11 protein-coding genes are annotated in these 13,995 nt (G+C 72.1%); 10 read left to right on the top strand and 1 reads right to left on the bottom strand.

What is annotated here, in order from left to right; translation table 11 throughout:
* Positions 1 to 236 precede the first annotated feature (236 nt).
* From sucC to purH, 6 genes are all read left to right on the top strand, one after another.
* Positions 237 to 1,406, top strand: a complete 1,170-nt coding sequence (gene sucC, locus AB0H12_RS15940) for an ADP-forming succinate--CoA ligase subunit beta (protein ID WP_499623611.1) — start codon at positions 237 to 239, stop codon at positions 1,404 to 1,406.
* Positions 1,407 to 1,408: 2 nt separating this feature from the next.
* Positions 1,409 to 2,299: a succinate--CoA ligase subunit alpha gene (sucD, locus tag AB0H12_RS15935; RefSeq protein WP_499623610.1), complete on the top strand. Its 891-nt coding sequence runs from the start codon at positions 1,409 to 1,411 to the stop codon at positions 2,297 to 2,299.
* 183 nt (positions 2,300 to 2,482) lie between these two features.
* On the top strand, positions 2,483 to 3,142 hold the full coding sequence (locus tag AB0H12_RS15930; protein WP_499623609.1) for a DUF5336 domain-containing protein: 660 nt from the start codon (positions 2,483 to 2,485) through the stop codon (positions 3,140 to 3,142).
* Between the two features lie 102 nt (positions 3,143 to 3,244).
* Positions 3,245 to 4,717, top strand: coding sequence for a cell division protein PerM (locus AB0H12_RS15925; RefSeq protein ID WP_499623608.1), 1,473 nt, complete (start codon positions 3,245 to 3,247; stop codon positions 4,715 to 4,717).
* Between the two features lie 28 nt (positions 4,718 to 4,745).
* Positions 4,746 to 5,408, top strand: coding sequence for a phosphoribosylglycinamide formyltransferase (purN, locus tag AB0H12_RS15920; protein ID WP_499623607.1), 663 nt, complete (start codon positions 4,746 to 4,748; stop codon positions 5,406 to 5,408).
* Entirely contained in the window at positions 5,405 to 6,988 is a 1,584-nt protein-coding gene (purH, locus tag AB0H12_RS15915; protein WP_499623606.1) for a bifunctional phosphoribosylaminoimidazolecarboxamide formyltransferase/IMP cyclohydrolase, read from the top strand. Before purN ends, purH begins: the two co-directional genes overlap by 4 nt.
* Before the next feature lie 42 nt (positions 6,989 to 7,030).
* On the opposite strand, the gene AB0H12_RS15910 is transcribed toward purH, so the two are convergent.
* Positions 7,031 to 7,846: a hypothetical protein gene (locus tag AB0H12_RS15910; protein ID WP_499623605.1), complete on the bottom strand. Its 816-nt coding sequence runs from the start codon at positions 7,844 to 7,846 to the stop codon at positions 7,031 to 7,033.
* A 201-nt stretch (positions 7,847 to 8,047) separates the two neighbouring features.
* On the opposite strand from AB0H12_RS15910, the gene imuA' reads away from it, so the two are divergent.
* Genes imuA' through AB0H12_RS15890 form a run of 4 tightly spaced genes read left to right on the top strand, consistent with a single transcriptional unit; the run spans position 8,048 to position 13,952 of the window.
* Positions 8,048 to 8,824, top strand: a complete 777-nt coding sequence (gene imuA' / locus AB0H12_RS15905) for a DnaE2-dependent mutagenesis accessory factor ImuA' (RefSeq protein ID WP_499623604.1) — start codon at positions 8,048 to 8,050, stop codon at positions 8,822 to 8,824.
* Positions 8,825 to 8,827: 3 nt separating this feature from the next.
* Positions 8,828 to 10,456 carry a DNA polymerase Y family protein gene (locus tag AB0H12_RS15900; RefSeq protein ID WP_499623603.1) on the top strand — a complete coding sequence of 543 codons (1,629 nt, stop codon included), beginning with the start codon at positions 8,828 to 8,830 and terminating at the stop codon, positions 10,454 to 10,456.
* Positions 10,456 to 10,656: a hypothetical protein gene (locus AB0H12_RS15895; RefSeq protein WP_499623602.1), complete on the top strand. Its 201-nt coding sequence runs from the start codon at positions 10,456 to 10,458 to the stop codon at positions 10,654 to 10,656. The genes AB0H12_RS15900 and AB0H12_RS15895 overlap by 1 nt, the downstream gene beginning before the upstream one ends.
* Complete coding sequence (locus tag AB0H12_RS15890) at positions 10,656 to 13,952, top strand: error-prone DNA polymerase (RefSeq protein ID WP_499623601.1); 3,297 nt, start codon at positions 10,656 to 10,658, stop codon at positions 13,950 to 13,952. Before AB0H12_RS15895 ends, AB0H12_RS15890 begins: the two co-directional genes overlap by 1 nt.
* The last annotated feature ends 43 nt before the right edge of the window (positions 13,953 to 13,995 follow it).

Raw genomic sequence — 13,995 nt, 5'->3', positions numbered from 1 at the left:
GGTGATCGACCTCACCACCTCTATGACGGAGTTCACGGGCGTGGGGTGCGGTGGACTCCGGACCGGTCGATAGTGTCTTGCGAAGCCGCGTCGAGCCGGTCCCCCCACGGCTGTGCCGGCGTTCCAGGTGATGCCTGGTACGTGTGCGCACCAGGCACCAGCCTGGAGCGCCGGGACCTGGAGAGGACCGCACGAACAGGACGCGGTGTCCGACACCGACGTCGCAGGAGACCCGAGTGGACCTGTACGAGTACCAGGCGAAGGACCTCTTCGCCGCCCACGACGTCCCGGTACTTCCGGGCGACGTGGCGACCACCCCCGCCGAGGCGAAGGCCATCGCCGAGCGCTTCGGCCAGACCGTCGTGGTCAAGGCCCAGGTCAAGACGGGCGGCCGCGGCAAGGCCGGCGGCGTCAAGCTCGCCGAGAACCCGGACGAGACCGAGGTCAAGGCGGAGGCGATCCTCGGTCTGGACATCAAGGGGCACATCGTTCACCGCGTGCTGGTGACGCCCGCGTCCGACATCGCCGAGGAGTACTACTTCTCCTTCCTCCTCGACCGCGCCAACCGCACCTTCCTGGCCATGGCCAGCGTCGAGGGCGGCATGGACATCGAAGAGGTCGCCGCGACCAAGCCCGAGGCCCTGGCCAAGGTGCCGGTGGACGCGATCACCGGTGTCGACCGCGCGAAGGCCGACGAGATCGTGGCCGCCGCCAAGTTCCCCGCCGAGGTGGCCGACCAGGTCGCCGACGTCATCGTGAAGCTCTGGGAGACCTTCGTCTCCGAGGACGCCACGCTGGTCGAGGTCAACCCGCTGGTCCGCGACCCCGAGGGCAAGATCGTCGCGCTCGACGGCAAGGTCACCCTCGACGAGAACGCCTCCTTCCGCCACCCCGCCCACGAGGCGCTGGTGGACAAGCAGGCCGAGGACCCGCTGGAGGCCAAGGCCAAGGCGAAGGGCCTCAACTACGTCAAGCTGGACGGCCAGGTCGGCATCATCGGCAACGGCGCCGGTCTCGTGATGTCCACCCTCGACGTGGTGGCTTACGCGGGCGAGAAGCACAAGGGCGTCAAGCCCGCGAACTTCCTCGACATCGGCGGCGGCGCGTCGGCCGAGGTCATGGCCAACGGCCTGGACATCATCCTGCACGACCCCGACGTGCGTTCGGTCTTCGTGAACGTCTTCGGCGGCATCACCGCGTGCGACGCGGTCGCCAACGGCATCGTGGCCGCGCTGGGCATCCTGGGCGACGAGGCCTCCAAGCCGCTCGTGGTCCGCCTGGACGGCAACAACGTGGAGGAGGGCCGCCGGATCCTCGCCGAGGCCAACCACCCGCTGGTCACCGTGGTGGACACTATGGACAACGCGGCCGACAAGGCCGCCGAGCTCGCGGCTGCGGGGGTCTGACGATGGCTATCTTCATCACCAAGGACAGCAAGGTCATCGTCCAGGGCATGACCGGCGCCGAGGGCACCAAGCACACCAAGCGGATGCTGGCCTCGGGCACGAACATCGTCGGCGGCGTGAACCCGCGCAAGGCGGGCGAGAAGGTCGACTTCGACGGCAACGTGCTGCCGGTGTTCGGCTCCGTGGCCGAGGCCATGGAGGCGACCGGCGCCGACGTCACCGTGATCTTCGTGCCGCCGGCGTTCGCCAAGGCGGCCGTGATCGAGGCGATCGACGCGGGCATCGGCCTGGCCGTCGTGATCACCGAGGGCATCCCGGTGCACGACACCGCCGCGTTCTGGGCGCACGCCGTGGCGACCGGCAACAAGACCCGGATCATCGGCCCGAACTGCCCCGGCCTGATCAGCCCCGGGCAGTCCAACGCGGGCATCATCCCGGCCAACATCTCCGGCGCGGGCAAGATCGGTCTGGTGTCGAAGTCCGGCACGCTGACCTACCAGATGATGTACGAGCTGCGCGACTTCGGCTTCTCCACCGCCATCGGCATCGGCGGCGACCCGATCATCGGCACCACCCACATCGACGCGCTGGCGGCCTTCGAGGCCGACCCGGACACCGCGGCGATCGTGATGATCGGCGAGATCGGCGGCGACGCCGAGGAGCGGGCCGCGGCCTACGTCAAGGAGAACGTCACCAAGCCGGTCGTCGGCTACGTGGCGGGCTTCACGGCGCCCGAGGGCAAGACGATGGGCCACGCGGGCGCGATCGTGTCCGGCTCGGCCGGCACCGCGCAGGCGAAGAAGGAAGCCCTGGAGGCGGCGGGCGTCAAGGTCGGCAAGACGCCGAGCGAGACGGCCGCGCTGATGCGGGAGATCATGCAGTCCATCGGCTGACACTGGGCCGTTCGTGCGCGACATCGAGGGCCACCTCCCCCGGAGGTGGCCCTCAGTGCGTTCCGGGACGAGTCAATGCGCACATTGGGGGGAACCACGGAGGTCCGGTCGCCGTCGGAGAGTGCGCATCGGCTAGCGTTCTGTCGACCCGAAATCAGTTCCGCAGGTGGAGGAGACCGCATCATGTCCCAGCCGTACGGCGCCCCTCAGCAGCAGCCGGGTCCGGCGCAGCCGGCGGTGGGTGTGAACCTGAACCTCATCCTTCCGCTGGTCGCCGCCGGTCTGGCGCTGATCGCGTTCCTGCTCGCGTTCGCCGACGACGTCCAGTTCGACGACTTCCTGATCGCGGCGGGCATCCTCGCCGGCCTGTCCGTGCTGCCGCGGGCCCCCAAGGGCCTGCTGTACGCGGCGGTGCCGATCGCGCTGATCCCCACGCTCAGGCTGCTCCAGGGGCTGATCACCACCGAGGCCGACGTCCAGGGCATGCAGATCGTGCTGCTGATCGTGTCGCTGCTGCTGTCGGCGGCCGTCGTGATGAGCCTCCTGCTGGAGACCGGCATCGTGAAGCTCCAGCCGAAGCCCGCGAACGTCTACGGCCAGCCGGGCGGCTGGAACCCGCAGTCCGGCGCGTTCCCGCAGCAAGGCCAGCAGCCGCAGCAGTTCGGCCCGCCGTCCGGCCAGTTCGGCCAGCAGGCGCCGCCGCCGCAGCAGCAGCCGGTCCAGCAGCCCGGCCAGCCGCAGCCGACGTCCTACATGCCGCAGCCCGGCCAGTTCGGCCAGCCCGGCCAGCAGCCCGGCCAGGGCACGCCCCCCGGTGGGTTCGGCGGCCCGCAGCAGGGCTGAGCACGTCGTGAGAGGGGTGGCGCCGGAACCCGGGCGCCACCCCTCTTCGCGTGTCCGGCGAGTCTCGACCGAACGGCTCACCGCTACTGGGACAGTGGGAGGATGTCGGTGCAGCAAACGACCTCGCACGGTGTCGTGACGGACTCCGTCCGCCCGCCCGAGTTCTCCCGCGCCGAACGCGTGCGCGTGCTCACGATGACCGCCGCCGGGTCGGTGGTCATCGGTTACGCGGGCGTCGCCGCGCTGCTGGCGCTGATCTCCTCGACGGCCGCGCACGCGTCGTTCTCGACGACCGGTGTGCTGACCGCCGCCGCGCCGGGCTGGCTGGTCGCGCACCACGTGCCGCTGCGCTTCGACGGCGGGCAGCTCGGCCTGCTGCCGCTGCTGCCGACGGCGTTGGTGATGCTGCTGGTGTACCGGGCGGCGGCGGGCGCGGCGGACCGGTTGGGGCTGTTCGAGCCGTTGCAGGCGCGGTCGGTGGTGTTCAGCATCGCCGGCGCGCACGCCGTGGTCGGCAGCGTGATCGCGTTCCTGATGGGTGACGAGGGTCCGGTCCGGGCCACGCCCGCGGTGGCGTTCTTCGGGTGCGCGGTGGTGTCCGGGCTGGCGGCCGTCGCGGGCGTCGCGCAGCGCTGCGGCCTGGTGGAAGTCGTGTTCGAGCGGGTCGACCCGGTGGCGCGGCGCGGGCTGCGCACGGGCGCGTTGGCGTTGTTCGCGCTGGTCGCGGCGGGTGCGCTGGTGCTGGCGCTCGGGCTGGTGTTCTCGTGGTCGACCACCGCGGTCCTGTTCGACCAGAGCGGCGGCACCATCGGCACGGTCCTCGGCATCTGGCTGCTGTGCCTGGCGTACCTGCCGAACGCGGTGGTCGGCGCGTTGTCGTACGTGGTGGGCTCGGGGTTCTCGATCGGCGCGGCGGTGGTGGGCCCGCTGGAGTTCGTCGGCGGCCCGGTGCCCGCCGTGCCGCTGCTGGCCGCGTTGCCCGAGGAACAGGCGTCCTACCTGCCGCTGGTGCTCGTGCTGCCGGGCGTGATCGGCGTGGTGGCCGGGTTCTCGCTGCGCGACGCGGCCGAGACGCCGCGGGCCCGGGTGCGCGCGGTGCTGGTCGCGGCGATCACCGCGGGCGTCGGCGCGCTGGTGCTGGCGGCGGTGGCCGGTGGCGCGCTGGGCGGTGGGGTGTTCACCCCCGTCACCATCCCGGCCGGGTTGCTGGCCGTGCTGACGTTCGGCTGGGTGACCGTGCCGGGCGCGGTGGTGGCCTGGTTCTCCGGGCCCCGGCCGCCGCGCGTGGTGGAAGCCGAGCCGGAGCCGGAGGCCGTCGTGGACGAAGAGGACTACGACGAGGAAGCCGAGTACGACGAGGAAGCCGAAGGGCTCGAAGAGGAGTTCGACGAGGAAGAAGACGGCGAGGAGTTCGACGAGGAAGAGCTCGACGAAGATCTCGGCGAAGAGGACGACGAAGAGTTCGACCACGACCTCGACGAGTACGACGACCTCGAAGAGGAGTTGGTCGAGGACGCCGACCCCGACGAGGGCGACGAGGCCGACCCGGAGGACCTGGCCGACAAGCCCCGCTAGGCAACGCCTAGGCTGCTCTTGAGCTGCTGTGACAGTCCCCAGCAAGGAGAGCACGCTGAGCGCCGCGACCACACTCCGGCTTCCCGTCCCCGCCAGGGTCGTCGTCCTCGTCTCCGGTTCCGGCACCCTGTTGCAGGCGTTGCTGGACGCGGCGGCAGACCCCGGATACCCGGTCGAGGTGGTCGCCGTCGGCGCGGACCGCGCCGGCATCGAGGGCCTGAGCCGCGCCGAGCGCGCGGGCGTCCCCTCCTTCGCGGTGAAGCTCCGCGACCACGCCGACCGCGACGCGTGGGACACCGCGCTGGCCGACGCCGTCGAGGCGCACAAGCCCGACCTGGTGGTCACCGCCGGCTTCATGAAGATCCTCGGACCCGCCTTCCTGGCCCGCTTCGGCGGCCGGATGGTCAACACCCACCCCGCGCTGCTGCCCGCCTTCCCCGGCGCGCACGGCGTCCGCGACGCCGTCGACTACGGCGTGAAGGTGACCGGCGCGACCGTGCACCTGGTGGACGGCGGTGTGGACACCGGGCCGATCCTGGCCCAGGAAGCGGTCGTCGTCGCCGATGACGACGACGTCGAAAGCCTGCACGAGCGCATCAAGGTGGTGGAGCGGCGGCTGCTGGTCGACGTGGTCGCCCGCCTGGCCCGCGAGGGCTGCACCGTGAACGGACGAAAGGTGAGCATCCCGTGACCACTCCTGCCGAGAGGCGACCGGTTCGCCGGGCCCTGATCGGGGTTTCCGACAAGTCGGGGCTGCTGGAACTGGCCACCGGCCTGCACGCGGCCGGAGTCGAGATCGTCTCCACCGGCGGCACGGCGCGCGCGCTGGCCGACGCGGGCGTGCCGGTCACGCCGGTCGAGGACGTCACCGGGTTCCCGGAGGCGCTGGACGGTCGGGTGAAGACGCTGCACCCCGGCGTGCACGCGGGGCTGCTCGCCGACACCCGGCGCGAGTCGCACCTGGAGACGCTGCGCGAGCTGGGCATCGAGCCGTTCGACCTGCTCGTGGTGAACCTGTACCCGTTCACGCAGACGGTGGCTTCCGGCGCGTCGGCGGACGAGTGCGTGGAGCAGATCGACATCGGCGGCCCGGCCATGGTGCGCGCGTCGGCGAAGAACCACGCCAGCGTGGCCGTCGTCGTGGACCCGTCGCGGTACTCGTGGGTGCTGGAGCAGGTCGAGGCCGGCGGGTTCACGCTGCCGGACCGGCAGCGGTTGGCCGTGGACGCGTTCCGGCACACCGCGTCCTACGACGTGGCCGTGGCCTCGTGGCTGGGCAGCGCGGTCGCGGCGGACGACGAGGGCTCCGGCTTCCCGGGCTGGGTCGGCGCGACGTGGAACCGCAAGCAGGTGCTGCGGTACGGCGAGAACCCGCACCAGCGGGCCGCGTTGTACACGCAGGGCGACGGGCGTTCCGGGCTGGCGACGGCGGAGCAGCTGCACGGCAAGGAGATGTCCTACAACAACTTCGTCGACGCCGACGCGGCGTGGCGGGCGGCGTGGGACCACGAGCTGCCGTGCGTGGCGATCATCAAGCACGCCAACCCGTGCGGCATCGCGGTGTCCAACGTGGACGGTCCGGGCGCGATCGCCGAGGCGCACCGCAACGCGCACGCGTGCGACCCGGTGAGCGCGTTCGGCGGCGTGATCGCGGCGAACCGCGAGGTGACCGTGGAGATGGCCGAGCAGGTGGCGGAGATCTTCACCGAGGTCGTCATCGCGCCCTCCTACGCCGACGGCGCGGTGGACGTGCTGACGCGGAAGAAGAACGTGCGCATCCTGGTCGCGCCGGCGCCCGAGCGCGGTGGCGTGGAGATGCGAGCGGTGTCCGGCGGGTTGTTGTTGCAGACGGCGGACACCATCGAGGCCGAGGGCGACGACCCGGCCAAGTGGACCCACGTGTGCGGCACGCCGTTGGACGAGGCGGGCTTGGCCGACCTGGCGTTCGCGTGGCGGGCGTGCCGGGCGGTGAAGTCGAACGCGATCCTGCTCGCGTCCGGTGGCGCGACCGTCGGCGCGGGCATGGGTCAGGTCAACCGGGTCGACGCGGCCCGGCTGGCGGTGGCGCGTGCCGGTGAGCGGGCGCGGGGCGCGGTGGCCGCGTCGGACGCGTTCTTCCCGTTCCCGGACGGGCTGGAGGTGCTGGTGGAGGCCGGGGTGCGCGCGGTCGTGCAGCCCGGTGGTTCGGTGCGTGACGCCGAGGTGATCGCGGCGGCGGAGGCGGCCGGCGTGACCGTGTACCTGACCGGCACGCGGCACTTCGCGCACTAGCGCTCCGGGGCTCCTCGTCGGCTGACGGGGAGCCCCCGCGTTTCACTTCTTCGCGATCAGCTCCTCGGCCGTCTTGCGGACCACGGCCTCCGCGTCGGTCAGCGGCATCGGCGAGTCGCTGATGATGCCCTTGTCCCGCCCGCTGTAGGTGATGCTCCAGACCACCGCGTCCTGGCGGGCGATCAGCTTCACGTCGATCGAGTCGCGCGGCGTGGGCTCGATGATCAGCATCGCCTCGTCGCCGAGGCCCTCGACCGGTTTGGTCTGCAGGCCGTTGGCGAACCCGGCGGCGTCGTCGTAGGTGCTCTCCGCGTGCTCGACGTTCTGGTTCGACTTGTCGGTGAAGTCCCGGTAGTCGTAGATGTAGAAGGCCATGCTGCGCGGGTTGCGGCCGTCCTTGCCCTCGGTCTGCTGCCAGTGGCAGTTCCAGCGCTTCAGGCCCTTGTCCTGCGCGGGTTTCTCGACCAGGCGGAAGCTGCTGACGTGCGCCTGTGACTTGAGGTCGGCGCTGAGGTCGCACTCGGCGATCGGCTGCTCGCCGGGTCCGCCGCCGGGCTGCTCGTAGTAGTCCAGCAGGAACGTGGTGGCGACACCGCCCAGGACCAGCACGACGACGGCGACCACGATGCCCACGACCAGGCCCGTCCGGCTCTTCTTCGGCGGTTGGGGGCCGTACGGGCCGTGACCGGGTTGTTGGGGGCCGGGCGGTCCGAAACCGGGCGGGGGTGGTCCGTAGCCCCCGGGTTGGCCCTGGCCGTACCCGCCCGGCTGCCCGGGTTGCTGGGGGCCCGGCTGAGGTGGGCCGTAGCCGGGTTGTGGCTGCTGGGGCCAGTTCTGCGGGTTCTGAGGTGCGTTCACGGTTCCCCCCGTGTGCCGGTCGGTGTCGCGAGCAGCAGTCTGCCGGCCACCCGATCGTGGACGCTGCCGGCATTGACAGGGGGTGGCTGGTTAGGGATAAGATCACCGTGTCGTTCGAACAGATGTTCGACAGACAGGTCGCCGAACTTCCCACGGCGATCCGCGCACAGGGGTGCGCGCGGATCTGTGGGAGGAGGGCTGGTGTCCAGGTCGGCAACGGCGACGCTGACCGCGCTCGGGGTAGGCGCGGCGGGCGAGCTGACCAAGGCACCGGTTCGGGCCCTGCCGGTTCGCGGGGAACTGGCAGGGCTCCTCCCGTGGGGTGGCCTGCGGCGGGGCAGCACGGTGTCGGTGCGAGGGTCGACATCGTTGCTGTTCGCGCTGATGGCCGCGGCGACCGCGGAAGGATGCTGGGCGGCCGTGGTCGGCCTGCCGGGGTGTGGGGCACTCGCGGCGGCCGAGTTGGGCGTGGCCGTCCATCGACTCGCCCTGGTCCCTCGACCTGGCAGGGACCAGGGCGAGGTCGAGAAGACCGTGGCGGCCCTGTTGGACGGGTTCGACCTGGTCGTGCTGGCCACGCCGGTCACCGCGGCGACTTCGCGCAAGCTCTCGGCACGGGCCCGCCACCGCAAAGCGGTCCTGCTGCCCTTCACGGTCTCGTGGCCGGGTGCGGACGTGGAGCTGACGGCGACCTCCGGCCGGTGGACCGGGCTGGAAGCGGGTCACGGCCTCCTGACCGCTCGGACCGTCAGCGTCCAGGCGACGGGCCGAGGCGCCGCGGCGAGGCCACGGCGAACGAGCCTGGTGCTGCCCGGGACCACCGCGGAGCCACCCGCACGCCCGTCCCTGGTCCCCACGCCGACCACTGACGCACCGCTACCGCCCGCCAACCCGCCGCTGCTTCCCGCCGGCCCGCCGCGTCCCGCCTCCACCGATCCGCCCGGCCCGTCCTCCCCGGCCGCTGTCGAGGCGGTGTGAGCCGTGCGCGTCCCCAACCCGTCGAACGAACCCGTCGAAGAGGTGAATCCCCTGTACACGCTTGCCGTCTGGTGCCCTGACTGGCCGGTGGTGGCGGCCTCCGCCGAGGCTTCCCTCCCGCCGCACGTCCCCGCCGCCGTCATGCGGTCGGGTGAAGTCGTCGCCTGTTCGGCGGTCGCCCGCGCCGAAGGCGTGCGACGCGGGATGCGGCGGCGCGCGGCCCAGGGGCAGTGTCCCGAGCTGGCCGTCTTCGAGTACGACGAGGTGCGCGACGCCCGTCTCTTCGAGCCGGTCGCGGCGGCGGTGGAGGAGCTCGCGCCCGGGATCGAGGTGGTCCGGCCGGGGTTGGTGGTCGTCGCCGCCCGAGGGCCGGTCGGGTACTTCGGGTCCGCCGAGCCGGCCGCCGAGCGCGTGGTCGACCACATCGCGGTGCGCGCCGGGGTCGAGGCGCAGGTCGGGCTCGCCGACGGGCTGTTCGCGTCGACCCTGGCCGCGCACCGCGGGCTGGTCGTGCCGCCGGGCCGGACCCGGGAGTTCCTCGCGCCGCTGGGCATCCACGAGCTCGACCAGCCCGCCGAACGCCGGGAGGACCGGGCCGCGCTGGTCGACCTGCTGCGCCGCCTCGGCCTGCGCACGCTCGGCGCGTTCGCCGCCGTGCCCGAGCGCGACGTCGCCACCCGCTTCGGCCGCGCCGCCGTGCTGGCCCACCGGCTGGCCGCCGGGCTGGAGGAACGTCCCAGGTCACGCCGCCGTCCGCCGCCCGAGCTGTCGGTCACCCGGGAACTCGACCCGCCGATCGACCGGGTCGACGCGGCGGCGTTCGCGGCGAAGGGCCTCGCCGAACGCCTGCACGCGGGCCTCGCCGACCGCGGTCTGGCCTGCACCCGCCTCGGCATCCGGGCCACCACCGAGAACGGCGAGGAGCTGCACCGGCTGTGGCGCTGCGCCGAGCCGCTCACCCCGCAGGGCATCGCCGACCGCGTCCGCTGGCAGCTCGACGGCTGGCTCACCCGTGCCCACCGCGACGGGGCCGGCCCGACCGCAGGCATCCACCTGTTGCGCCTGGACCCCGAAGAGGTGGTCGACGCCACCGCGCTGCAACTGGGCCTGTGGCCGGGCGCGGGTCAGGACCAGGGTGAGGCGGCGGAACGCGCGGCGCGCGCGATGGTGCACGTCCAAGGCCTGCTCGGGCCGGACGCCGTGCTCACGCCCGTGCTCGGCGGTGGACGTGGACCGGTCGAGCGGGTGCGGCTGGTGCCGTGGGGCGACGAGCGCACCCCGGCTGCCGACGCGGAGCAGCCGTGGCCGGGGCAGCTGCCCGGGCCGTCGCCCGCGACGGTGTTCGCCGAACCCGAACCGGTCGCGCTGCTGGACTCCTCGGGCGCGGACGTCGTGGTCACCGGCTACGCCGAGCTGGTCGTGCGGCCACACCGGATCGTGCACGGCGGCCGTGCGCGGCAGGTCGTGGCGTGGTCGGGGCCGTGGCCGGTGGACGAGCGCTGGTGGGACGCGGAGACCGCGATGCGCGGTGCACGACTGCAAGTGCTGGGAACCGCGGCGGACGGCGAGGAGCTCGCGTTCCTGCTGATCCGCGCGGGTGGCAAGTGGGCGGTGGAAGGGGTGTACGACTGATGAGCGGTGACTTCTCCGAACAGGATCGCCGGAGCCTGGCCGACTGGCTGGACGACTGCGCCGTGCCGGACCGGCGTGAGGTGCCGGACCAGCGCGGTGGACCGGCCTACGTGGTGAGCTTCGGCTGGCTGCCGGCACGGCTGCCACCGGCGGCGCCGTCGATCCCGTCCCCTCGGCGAGCACTCGACGACTCGCGCTGATGGGCTGGAACAACCCGCCGGTCCGGTGGTCGGAGCTGGAACGCGCGCTGTCGGGCAAGCCCCCGGTGCCCGACGGCGGCGACAGCCCGGCGTGGACGCGCCACCGCGACCGCTACGAGGCCCCGCCCGACTTCGCGGTCAAGGTGGACGACCTCGGGGCGACCCGCGCCCGCGTGCCGTACGTCGAGCTGCACTGCCACTCCAACTTCAGCTTCCTCGACGGCGCGAGCCACCCGGAGGAGCTGGTGGAGGCGGCGCAGCAGCTCGGGCTGGACGGGGTGGCGTTGACCGACCACGACGGCATGTACGGCGTGGTGCGGTTCGCCGAGGCAGCCAAGGAGCTCGGCGTGCGCACGGTGTTCGGCGCGGAGCTGAGCCTCGGGCTGTCCGAGCCGCAGAACGGCGTGCCGGACCCCGAGGGCGAGCACCTGCTCCTGCTGGCCACCGACCGCGACGGCTACCACGCGTTGTGCCGCACGATCACCACCGGTCAGCTCGCGGAGGGCAGCGAGAAGGGGCGGCCGGTGTACCGGTTGGAGGAGGTGGTCGCGGACACCCGGGACGACTGCGTCGTGCTCACCGGCTGCCGCAAGGGCGCGGTGCGGCGGGCGTTGGCGCGGGAAGGGCCGGAGGCGGCGTTCGCGCAGCTGCGGAGGTTGGTCGACCTGTACGGGGCGGACCGGGTGTTCGTGGAGCTGACCGACCACGGCTACCCCGAGGACGGGCCGCGCAACGACCTGCTGTGGGGCATGGCCCACGACCTGGGGCTGCCGACCGTGGCGACGAACGCCGTGCACTACGCGGTGCCCGCGCGGGGTCGGTTGGCGGCGGCGATGGCGGCGGTGCGGGCGCGGCGCAGCCTGGACGAGATGGCGGGCTGGCTGCCGCCCGGCCGCACGGCGTGCCTGCGGTCGGGGGAGGAGATGGCCCGCCGGTTCGCCCGGTTCCCCGGTGCGGTGCACCGTTCGGCGGTGCTCGGCCTGCAGTGCCAGTTCGACCTCAAGCTGATCGCGCCGGAACTGCCGCCGTTCGACGTGCCGGCGGGGCACGACGAGAACAGCTACCTGCGTGAGCTGACCTACGACGGCGCGGCCCGCCGCTACCGCTCGATCGGCGAGAACCCCAGGGCGTACCAGCAGATCGAGCACGAGTTGAAGATCATCGAGGAGTTGAACTTCCCCGGCTACTTCCTCGTCGTGCACGACATCGTCTCGTTCTGCCGGCGCAACGACATCCTCTGCCAGGGCCGGGGGTCGGCCGCGAACTCCGCCGTCTGCTACGCCCTCGGCATCACCAACGTCGACGCGGTCCGCTTCGACCTCCTCTTCGAGCGCTTCCTGGCGCCCGCCCGCGACGGCCCTCCCGACATCGACCTCGACATCGAGTCCGACCGCCGTGAGGAGGCCATCCAGTACGTCTACCGCAAGTACGGACGGCGGCACGCCGCACAGGTCGCCAACGTCATCAGCTACCGCGGCCGGTCGGCGATCCGTGACGTGGCGCGGGCGCTCGGCTACTCGGTCGGCCAGCAGGACGCGTGGAGCAAGCAGATCGACCGCTGGGGCCCGTTGCGGTCCACAGCGGACGAGGGCGGCATTCCCGGTCCGGTGCTGGAACTGGCCGCCGAGCTGGAGAACTTCCCTCGGCACCTGGGCATCCACTCCGGCGGAATGGTCATCTGCGACCGGCCGGTCAGCGAGGTGTGCCCGGTCGAGAAGGGCCGGATGACCGACCGCACGGTGTTGCAGTGGGACAAGGACGATTGCGCCTCCATCGGGTTGGTCAAGTTCGACCTGCTCGGCCTCGGCATGCTCTCGGCGTTGCACTACGCCATCGACCTGGTGCGCGAGCACGAGGGCGTCGAGGTCGACATCGGCAACCTCGACCTCGAAGACGCGGACGTCTACGAGATGCTGCAGCGCGCCGACTCCGTCGGCGTGTTCCAGGTGGAGAGCCGCGCCCAGATGGCGACCCTGCCCCGGCTCAAGCCGCGGACGTTCTACGACCTGGTGGTGGAGGTCGCGCTGATCCGCCCCGGCCCGATCCAGGGCGGCTCGGTGCACCCCTACATCCGCCGGCGCAACGGCAAGGAGCAGTGGGACTACGACCACCCCCTGCTGGAGGGGGCGCTCAAGAAGACCCTCGGCGTGCCGCTGTTCCAGGAGCAGCTCATGCAGATCGCCGTCGACGTGGCCGACTTCAGCCCCGCCGAGGCGGACGAACTGCGCCGCGCCATGGGCGCCAAGCGCTCCACGCACCGGATGGAACGCCTCCGTGAGCGCTTCTACGAGGGCGCCAAGGCCAACGGCATCGGTCACGAGCTGGCGGAGAAGATCTACGCGAAGCTGTTGGCGTTCGCCAACTTCGGCTTCCCGGAGAGCCACGCGCTCAGCTTCGCGCACCTCGTGTTCGTCAGCGCCTGGTTCAAGCTCTACCACCCGGCCGCCTTCTGCGCGGCGTTGCTGCGCGCTCAGCCCATGGGTTTCTACTCCCCTCAGTCGTTGGTCGCGGACGCCCGTCGTCACGGCGTGCGCGTGCTCGGTCCGGATGTGAACGCCGGCCTCCCGCACGCCACCCTCGAGCTGGTGGACGGTGAGCAGGCCGTGCGCATCGGCCTGGGCGGCATCCGGACGATCGGTCAGAAGGTCGCCGAAGACGTTGTCTCGCAACGGGAATCGGGTCCGTTCCGGGACATGGCGGACTTCGGCGCCCGGGTCCGGCTGACCACGGCGCAGGTGGAGGCCATGGCCACGGCGGGCGCCTTCGGGTGTTTCGGGCTGGACCGACGAGCCGCTCTCTGGTCGGCAGGAGCCGTCGCGAAGATCCGGCCCGACCGCCTGCCGGGAACCGTGGTCGGCACCGAGGCGCCGGCCCTGCCCGGCATGGACGAGGTCGAACTGGCGGTCGCCGACGTCTGGGCGATGGGCTTGTCCCCGGGCAGCTTCCCCACCGAGTTCGTCCGGGACAGGCTGACGGCGCTGGGAGCCCTGGCCACCGCGGACCTGGCCACCGTGCCCAACGGCACCAGGGTGCTGATCGGCGGCGCGGTGACCCACCGACAACGCCCCGGCACCGCGGGCGGCGTCACGTTCCTCAACATCGAGGACGAGACCGGCATGGTCAACGTCGTCTGCACCACGGGCCTGTGGGCCCGCTACCGCAAAGTCGCCCGAACCAGCCCCGCTTTGCTGATCCGAGGCGTCGTCGAGTCCGCCGAAGGAGTGATCAGCATTCGCGCGGAACGCTTGCAGCAGCTGGACCTGCGCATCCCTTCACGGTCGCGAGACTTCCGCTAACCCTCGCCACCACCCAGCCAATCCCCGCCGCCCACATCCCCCG

This window comes from Actinosynnema sp. NPDC023794, from assembly GCF_040639675.1.
GTDB classification, from domain to species: domain Bacteria; phylum Actinomycetota; class Actinomycetes; order Mycobacteriales; family Pseudonocardiaceae; genus Actinosynnema; species Actinosynnema luteola.
The sequence above is the reverse complement of the archived record's forward strand: the minus strand, read 5'-3'. Positions and strand labels throughout refer to the sequence as shown.